Origin of the sequence: Streptomyces sp. NRRL F-5650 (assembly GCF_000721365.1) — a bacterium.
Lineage (GTDB): Bacteria > Actinomycetota > Actinomycetes > Streptomycetales > Streptomycetaceae > Streptomyces > Streptomyces ardesiacus.
Map to the genome: position 1 here is coordinate 1 of NZ_JOGV01000103.1, position 4,760 is coordinate 4,760.

Genomic DNA, 4,760 nt, shown 5'->3' on the forward strand with positions numbered 1-4,760 from the left:
GGGTGGGGGCGTGGGCGTCGGGGTGGGCCTGGGACACGGCGGGAAGGTGGGCCAGGACAGGCTCCCGGCGACCGCCACCGCGGTGGTGCCGCCGGGCCCGGTCGAGGCGTACGCGCAGGCGTCGGCCTGCGCCGGGCCGGCCGGTATGCCGACGAGGGTGAACGTCAGCGTCACCAGGGCCAACACCCGTCCGGCAGCGGCGGATCGGGTCGGTTCGGGTCCATGCACGTCGCAGATCATGAAGCCTGGGGCGGCGTCCCAGGTCCGAGCGCCCGCCGATTGACCCAAAGGAGGGACACGCCCCCCACCAGGGGTTTGGCGGCGACGGACCGGCTCCGGCCGGACCCCGGATACCTGTACGAGCGGCCACCCGGCGGCGGCGTGCGGAAGGAAGGCCCGCGTCCCGCCGCACGGAAAGAAGACCCGGTGCCGTTGAACACAACGGGCTTGCCCGCGCGTACCCACTGTCGTGCGGCGGCCGCAAGGGCCCCCAACACCTTCGTGACGATCGGGGATTGACGATGAAGACCTCCTGGCCGAGCGCCTCACTCGTGGTGGGCGCCGCGGTGGTGCTGGCCCTGACGACGGCGTGCGGCCAGGACGGCGGCGCCGCCGGCACCAGCCAGAACGTGGGCGCGACGGCCGCTCCCGGCGACGTCGGCGACCTCGGCACGGGCACGGGTGACGGAGCCGGTACCGGCACAGGACAGGTGCCGGGGAACGCGCCGGAACCCGCGGGCAAGCTGTCCGTGTCGCCGAACGCCGAGATCGGCGCCCTGGTGACCGACGGAGCGGGCCGCACCCTCTACCGCTTCGACGCCGACACCGCCAAGCCGCCCAAGACCACCTGCGAGAACGACTGCGCCACCGCCTGGCCGCCGGTGGCCGCCGGCGACGCCATCGCGGGCGAGGGCATCGACGAGGACCTGCTCGGTGAGGTCACCCGCCCCGACGGCACCAAGCAACTGACGATCGGCGGCTGGCCCGCGTACCGCTACGCCAAGGACACCGCCGCCGGGGACGTCAAGGGCCAGGGCGTCGGCAAGAAGTGGTACGCGCTGGCCGCCGACGGCAAGAAGGCCAAGGCCGAGCCCGCCGCCGGGCTGTCCACCCGCGAAGACCCGAAACTCGGCGAGATCGTCGTCGACGGGAACGGCATGACCGTCTACCGCTTCCTGAAGGACGAGGCCTGGCCGAAACCCGTGTCGGCGTGCACCGGCGCCTGCCTGGAGAAGTGGCCGGTCGTGGCGCCCGTCCCGGCGAACGACACCGAGGGCGTGGCGAAGAAGGGACTGATGAGCTTCACCCGGCCCGACGGCGCCGCCCAGCAGACCGTCGACTGCTGGCCGATCTACACCTTCGCCGGAGACAAGGCGCCCGGCGACACCAACGGGCAGGGTGTGGGTGGCACTTGGTACGCCGTCAAGCCCGACGGAAAGCCGGCCGGCGTGCCGGGGAAGTAGCGGCGCCCCCCCGCCCCACTCGCACTCCGGCGCACGAACGGGGCCGTCCCCTCTCTGCCCAGGCAGGAGGGGACGGCCCCGTTCGTGCGCTTTGGCATGCCTTCGCCCACGGCACGTGCCCGCGGCAGTGACCGGGAACGGACGGTCAATTTCCGTTTGGGATGGCTCCTTTGGCGGGCGATCAGTAGCCTCAGCTCGAACACCGGATCGCCTATGCCTTGGAGAGCTAGATGGAGCGTCCCGCCTGGGCCCCTCGCAGCATCGACATCTCGGTGCCCAGCGTGTCCCGGATCTACGACTTCTACCTGGGCGGTTCGCACAACTTCGAGGTCGACCGGGAAGCGGCCCGCAGGGCCATGGAGTTCATGCCGGGACTCCCCAAGATCATGCAGGCCAACCGGGCGTTCATGCGCCGGGCCGTGCGCTTCGCGGCCGACGAGGGCATCGACCAGTTCCTGGACATCGGCTCCGGCATCCCCACCTTCGGCAACGTGCACGAGGTGGCCCAAGGCAGCCGCCCCGGCGCCCGTGTGGTCTACGTCGACCACGACCCGGTGGCGGTCGCGCACAGCGAGGCCGTCCTGGCGGGCAACGACGACGCGGACGTCGTGGCCGGCGACCTCCTCAAGCCGGCCGAGATCCTGGGCAGTCCCCAGGTGGAGCGGCTGATCGACCTGAATCGACCGGTCGCCCTGCTGCTGGTTGCCATACTGCACTTCGTGGAGGACGAGGACGACCCGTACACGGCGGTGGCCGAGCTGCGCGACGCGCTCGCCCCCGGCAGCCTGCTCGTCCTCACGCACGCCTCGTACGAGAACGTCCCGCTGCCCGCCGAACGGGCCGGGGGCGCGGTGGACGTGTACAGGAACATTCGCAATCCGCTGATCATGCGTTCGCGCGAGCACATCGAGCGGTTCTTCGAGGGGTACGACATGGTGGAGCCCGGACTGGTCCCGATGCCGCGCTGGAGGCCGGAGGGAGAGCCCGAGGACGAGGACCCGTACGCGTTCTCCGGGTTCGCCGGCGTGGGGCGTACGGCGTGAGCGCGGAGCCGGACGGGCCGGAGGACAGACTGCGCCGGTTCGCGACGATCTGGAGCCGGGCGGTGTTCCCGGTGACCTCGACGTCGTCCACGCGGCCCGAGTTCGAGGCGCAACTGCTGCCGCTGGCCCGCCGGCTGAGCGAGGTGCTGCGCGCCCGGGGCTTCGACGCGGCCGAGGCCAGGGCGGTCGGCGCCGCCCTCGTCGACGCGCACTGCACGGATCCCGAGGCGCTCTCCCGGACGCTGGACTGCGTCGACGCCTACCTGGTGCTCTACTGCGGCGAGGACGGCGACCCGGAGGATCTGCGGGCCCGTTCGGCCCGGCTCCAGCACGCGATGGCGGCCGGGTTCGCCGGGGCACTGCGCGCCCGCACCCTCGCCGAGCAGGAGGCCATCGCACAGGCCGCGCTCAAGGCGCAGGGCGTGGTCGCCGAGGCCCTGCACGCCAGCGAGGCCCGCTTCCGGGCGGTCTTCGAGGGCGCCGCCATAGGCATCGGCATCGCCGACCTGGACGGCAACGTCCTCCAGGTCAACGAGGCGTTGATGCGCATGTTCGGTATCGCGGACCCCACGTTCGGCGGCCGCCGGGCGACGGAGTGGACGCATCCCGACGACGCGCCGCAGACCTGGCGGCTCTACGACGAACTGGTGCGCGGCGAGCGCGAGCACTACCACGTGGAGAAGGCGTTCTACCGGCCCGACGGCACCGTCCTGTGGACCAACCTCACCGTCTCCCTGCTGCGCGACGCGGACGGCACCCCGCAGTACCAGCTCGCGCTGATGGAGGACACCACGGAGCGGCGGCTGCTCAACCTCCGGCTGCGCTACGAGGCCACGCACGACGCGCTCACCGGGCTGCCCAACCGCACCTTCTTCTTCGAACGCCTGGAGAAGGCCCTGAGTGCGGGCCCGGGGCAGCGCTTCGGCCTGTGCTACCTGGACCTCGACGGCTTCAAGACCGTCAACGACAGCCTCGGCCACGCGGCCGGAGACCGGCTGCTCGTGGAGGTCGCCGACCGTCTCCAGGCGTGCGCCACCTCGCCCGGCGAGATGGTCGCGAGGCTCGGCGGCGACGAGTTCGTGGCGCTGACCACGGGCCCCGACACCCGGCACGCGGTCGACGAACTGGCCGCGCGCATCATGAACGCGCTGCTCGCCCCGGTCAGCGTCGACGGCCGTGAACTGACCGTGCGGGGCAGCATCGGAGTCGTCGAGGGCGCGGCGGGCGAGCGCAGTCCGGCCGAGGTGCTGCGCAGCGCCGACATCACCATGTACCGGGCCAAGTCCGCGGGCGGCAACCGCTTCGAGCTGGCCGACCCCGAGGCCGACGCCCGTGTCATCACCCGGCACGGGCTGACCACGGCGTTGCCCGCGGCCCTGGAACGCGGCGAGTTCTTCATCGAGTACCAGCCGCTGGTCCACCTCGGCGACGGCGGTGTGCGCGGCGCCGAGGCGCTGGTGCGCTGGCTGCACCCGCAGCACGGGGTGCTCGGCCCCGACCGGTTCATCCCGCTGGCCGAACACACGGGCCTGATCGTGCCGTTGGGCCGCTGGGTCCTGGAACAGTCCGTACGCCAGGCCCGCCTGTGGCGGGAGCGGTACGGTGAGAGCGGCGCCGCCGGCCCGCTGCGCATCAACGTCAACCTCTCGCCCTGCCAGCTCACGCATCCCGGCCTGGTCCGGGACACCGTCGAGATCCTGGAGCGGGCCGGGGTCGCGCCCGACGCGCTGTGCCTGGAGGTGACCGAGTCGGCGCTGATCGGGGCCGACGACGACCTGCTCAAACCGCTGCGCCGGCTGGCCGAGATGGGCGTGGACATCGCCCTGGACGACTTCGGCACCGGCTACTCCAACCTCGCCAACCTGCGCCGGCTGCCGGTGAGCGTCCTCAAGCTGGACCGCTCGTTCACGCAGAGCATGCAGCAGTTCCCGGCGGACCCCGTCGACCTGAAGATCGTCGAAGGCATCGTCGCCCTGGCCCACAGCCTCGACCTCGCGGTCACCGTGGAGGGCGTGGAGACCGGGGCGCAGGCCGAGCAACTGCGCATACTGGGCTGCGACACGGCCCAGGGCTGGTACTACGCCCGTCCGGGCCCGCCGGAGCGCCTGCACGAACTGGCCCTGGTGGACGCCACGGGCTGAACCGCACCGCCCCCGACGTCCCGTGGGCGAGGTCTGTGGTGGGGGGCGGGCGGAGTGTTGGCCGGGTGGGGGTGACGGCGGCGCGGGTGGCCGGGGGAGCGTCGGGGACGGGA

Annotated in this window: 3 protein-coding genes; all 3 read left to right on the forward strand. The window is 72.5% G+C overall.

All coding sequences use genetic code 11. From position 1 onward, the window contains the following. Positions 1 to 521: 521 nt before the first annotated feature. The 3 genes from IG88_RS0137455 to rmdA all read left to right on the forward strand — a co-directional run bounded on the left by IG88_RS0137455 (position 522) and on the right by rmdA (position 4,647). Positions 522 to 1,463, forward strand: coding sequence for an SCO0930 family lipoprotein (locus IG88_RS0137455; protein ID WP_031051242.1), 942 nt, complete (start codon positions 522 to 524; stop codon positions 1,461 to 1,463). A gap of 230 nt (positions 1,464 to 1,693) precedes the next feature. After that, positions 1,694 to 2,506, forward strand: coding sequence for an SAM-dependent methyltransferase (locus tag IG88_RS0137460; protein WP_031051244.1), 813 nt, complete (start codon positions 1,694 to 1,696; stop codon positions 2,504 to 2,506). After that, the gene (rmdA, locus tag IG88_RS0137465; RefSeq protein WP_031051246.1) at positions 2,503 to 4,647 is read left to right on the forward strand and encodes a cyclic Di-GMP phosphodiesterase RmdA; all 2,145 of its coding nucleotides are present in this window, start codon (positions 2,503 to 2,505) and stop codon (positions 4,645 to 4,647) included. The genes IG88_RS0137460 and rmdA overlap by 4 nt, the downstream gene beginning before the upstream one ends. Positions 4,648 to 4,760: the final 113 nt, after the last annotated feature.